Here is a 3867-nt window from a genome sequence, read left to right on the forward strand (position 1 = left end):
CTATAAGATAATTGCCTTTGCAAAACATCCATTTTCTGCCTTCTCTCGGTGGTTCCAAGTGTCACATCTCTTAACTTTGGTCTTTGGGTTAACCCTGCATAAGCATTGATAGAAACCCGCGGCTCGCCGCTAAGCCCTTTTTTCGTCGTTATCAAGATAACCCCATTGGCTGCACGAGATCCATAGATAGCTGCTGCTGACGCATCCTTTAATACGTCTATAGATTCGATGTCTGTTGGATTTATGCCGGCTAGATAATTCTGACCTGTACCTACACCTGGCCCGACATAGGTTTCGGTTGGCTGAGGAACGCCATCAACCACATAAAGTGGTGAATTTATTACGTTAAACTCATCGTAACCCCTGCTAACCAACGAATTACCCCTAACAGATACGGTAGGCGATGCTCCGGGTTGACCGGTGAAATTCTGAACGTTTACACCCGACACCCTACCTTGCAGCAATTGATCGAAACTCGCGGACGGCAAATTTGCCAACTCTTTAGCGGAAATACTGGATATTGCAGCTGTAGTTTTCTTTCTGGTAATTTTTTGATAACCGATAGTAACCACTTCATTCAGCGTATTATTATCCTCTTCCAAAGAAAAGTTTAATGTACCACTTGCCGAAACCGTTTTCTCTGCCCAACGATAACCTACTATTCTAGCGGTAATAATTGCACCGTCGTTTTGAACTGTTAAGGTGAATTTTCCATCGGCGTTTGTAGCGGTACCATTCTTGGTACCTTTTTCGATAATAGAAACCCCTGGTATGGGTTTGTCATTTTGATCTAAAACAGTTCCTTTAATTGTTTTCTGCGCAAAAGCGAGCCACGGAATAAGTAAATAAAAGAATGTTGCCATCAAAAATTTCACATAGCAATGTCTTGTAGAAGTTTTTTCCATTGATGATTAGTTAGTTTGGTTTGATTACAAACTAAAAGTATCAACATTTTTACTTCGATTTTAATTTTTTTTTAATCAAAAGGAACCATATTTTAACCTAAAAATTGGCTTAAATACCACATTTTGTTTTACAAAAACTGACTTTTGCAATTAACAATATACCAATAGCTGCTCAAAACGGTCTATTTTGCCAAATTACCTCATATTTCTTGATCACATTCGAACTAAATTCGAAAAAAATCTCCCAGAAGTTTAGTTGAAAAAATTTCGATAAACTTAGATTTTAACACAACTAAAACGTTAAAGCTATTTACTTCACTTCATTCCTAGTCTGAATTAAAACTAGGTTTTACAGGCACCAATCACCACTATTTAGAATAATTCAAAATAATTTGGATAATAAGATTTTCTACCGTTATTTTGCAGCAGTTTAGAATTAATCCAAATAAATATTATCATGCTTAAAATCAGACTTTTCTGTATAACGTTTTTTTTAACTTTTGCCAGTCTACTCTCCTTTGCCCAACAGTTTTCGACCATAGGCGGCACAGTTACCACTTCGGATGGTAAACCTGCCGCTTACATTTCGGTTGGTTTAAAAGGAAAAGGCCTGGGGAATGTAACCAACGAAAAGGGTATTTTCGAAATCCAGAGAGTTAAACCAGGATCTTATACTTTAAGGGTATCGGCTGTTGGTATCCAAAATATAGAAAAACCAATAGTTATTACTGCTGGAGAGAACAAAACCGTTGATTTTGTAATCAACCAAAATTCAAATCAGCTTAATGAAGTAAATATTAACCAGGGCATAAATAAGTATATCGCTAAGAAAAGTGAATTCGTTTCAAAAATGCCGCTTAACAACCTAGAAAACCCACAGGTATATACCACGATTACGAAGGAAACAATGGCCGACCAGCTTGTGTTTTCGGTTGATGATGCTGCCCGCAATGCGACTGGCGTTCAAAAAATGTGGGAATCAACTTCGCGCGGTGGCGATGGTGGTGCTTATTACGCATCAAGAGGCTTTATTGTACAGGCTAAACTCAGAAATGGAATTGCTGGTAACGTAACCGGCCGCAACGATGCTGCTAACTTAGAAAATGTAGAGTTTATAAAAGGTCCATCTGCTACTTTATTCGGTAGCACATTAACCTCATATGGTGGTTTAATTAACCGTATAACTAAAAAACCTTTCGAAGGAATGGGAGGCGCGGTAAGCTTTTCGACAGGTAGCTACGATTTTAACCGGGTTAGTACCGATTTCAATTTTCCTGTTGATAAAGATAACCACATTTATGCCCGGTTAAATACTTCTTACAATTACAAAGGTTCTTTCCAGGAGAATGTTTATGACAAAGGTTTCTTCATTGCGCCTAGCCTGTCGTATAAAGTAAACGATAAATTAGACTTTGTTTTTGATGCCGAAATTGCCAACGGTACAAGCACCCTAAAACCATTCGTTTTCTTCTATTTCCCTGTAAAAGACCTTGGTTTTGATAGGGCGGATCAATCTGGAATAGCTTACGACAAGTCCTTCACCGCTGATGCGATGAAGCAAAAATACAATAGCTCAAACTTCTTCGGACAGGCTAATTACAAGTTTAATGATAATTGGTCGTCTCACACCAGCTTTTCAAGCAACTATAGTTTCTCTAATGGCCGTGGTACGTATTTGTTCTTAGTCCCAAACAACTATCCTCCACTGGGCAACCCAACGGCTGCACCAGGTGCCGATTTGATATCAAGAGCAGATCAATCAACTGATAACAGTAAGGTTTTCACTTACGAGGTACAACAAAATTTCAATGGCACTTTTAACTTAGGTTCGGTAAAAAACAGAATGGTTTTAGGCCTTGATTATTTACGACAAAACTCCGATCAGTTATTTTATTCGATCGATACTTTTGATCTGACCAATAAAGATGGAAGCGGCGCTAACTACAATAACTTTACTGAACATAATTTAGCGGCATTTTATGCAGCACTTCCTAGTGTTCCTAAATATCCGTATAACTTCAAAACCAATACATACAGTGCTTATGTTTCTGATGTGATTAGTTTAACAGATAGGTTAATCGCCTTAGCTGCATTAAGAGTAGACAGATTTGACAATAAAGGCAATTCCGATCGTACAGGCTCGGCACCAAAAGGTGCGTACAAACAAACTGTTTTTTCGCCAAAATTTGGCTTGGTATTTCAGCCAATTAAAGATCAGCTATCATTATTTGCCAATTACCAAAACGGCTTTAACAACTTAAACGGTATAGATTATCAAGGTAATGCTTTTAAACCAGAGCAAGCAAACCAAATTGAAGGTGGAGTTAAAACAAACATATTTAATGGTAAGTTAACAGGCGCTGTATCTTACTATTACATTAAAGTTAAAGATATTGTTAGGGGTTATAACGGAGATCCATCAAATCCAAATGCACAAATCCAGGATGGCAATAAAATCAGCAAAGGTATAGAAGCCGAAGTTATTGCAAACCCGGTTAACGGTTTAAATATTATTGCAGGTTTCGCTTATAACGATAACCATTTAGAAAATGCATCGCCAGATGTAGAAGGCAGAAGAGATGCTTATTCGGCAGCGCCTTATTCAGCAAATTTATGGATCAGTTATAAATTCGCTACAGGATCACTTAAAGGTTTTGGATTAGGTGCCGGCGGTAATTATGCCAGCGACAATAAAATTGTAAACAGTGTTAGCCAAGGCGTATTTATATTACCTGCTTATGAGGTTTTTAACGCATCAGTATTTTATGATCATCATAGATTTAGACTTGGTGTTAAAGCAGACAATTTTACCAATCAAAAATACTGGACAGGTTACAGCACCATGAACCCTCAGGACCTGAGAACCTTTACTGGAAGTGTTACTTACAAATTTTAATTAAATCAATCAGGAGAAGCTGGATCAGATCAATTTCTCCTGGTTTTAAACCCCAACCCAGAAAAC

General features: G+C 37.8%; 2 protein-coding genes. One reads left to right on the forward strand and one right to left on the reverse strand.

Annotated elements, in window-relative coordinates; translation table 11 throughout:
• Window positions 1–905, reverse strand: a 905-nt coding sequence (locus AC1DPQ_RS20640) for a TonB-dependent receptor plug domain-containing protein (RefSeq protein WP_477610725.1), incomplete at its 3' end; no start/stop codon positions are given.
• Window positions 906–1362: 457 nt separating this feature from the next.
• Here AC1DPQ_RS20640 and AC1DPQ_RS20645 point away from each other — a divergent pair.
• Window positions 1363–3801, forward strand: coding sequence for a TonB-dependent receptor domain-containing protein (locus tag AC1DPQ_RS20645; protein WP_477610726.1), 2439 nt, complete (start codon window positions 1363–1365; stop codon window positions 3799–3801).
• The last annotated feature ends 66 nt before the right edge of the window (window positions 3802–3867 follow it).

It is taken from the genome of Pedobacter sp. 01T416_2, from assembly GCF_056398925.1.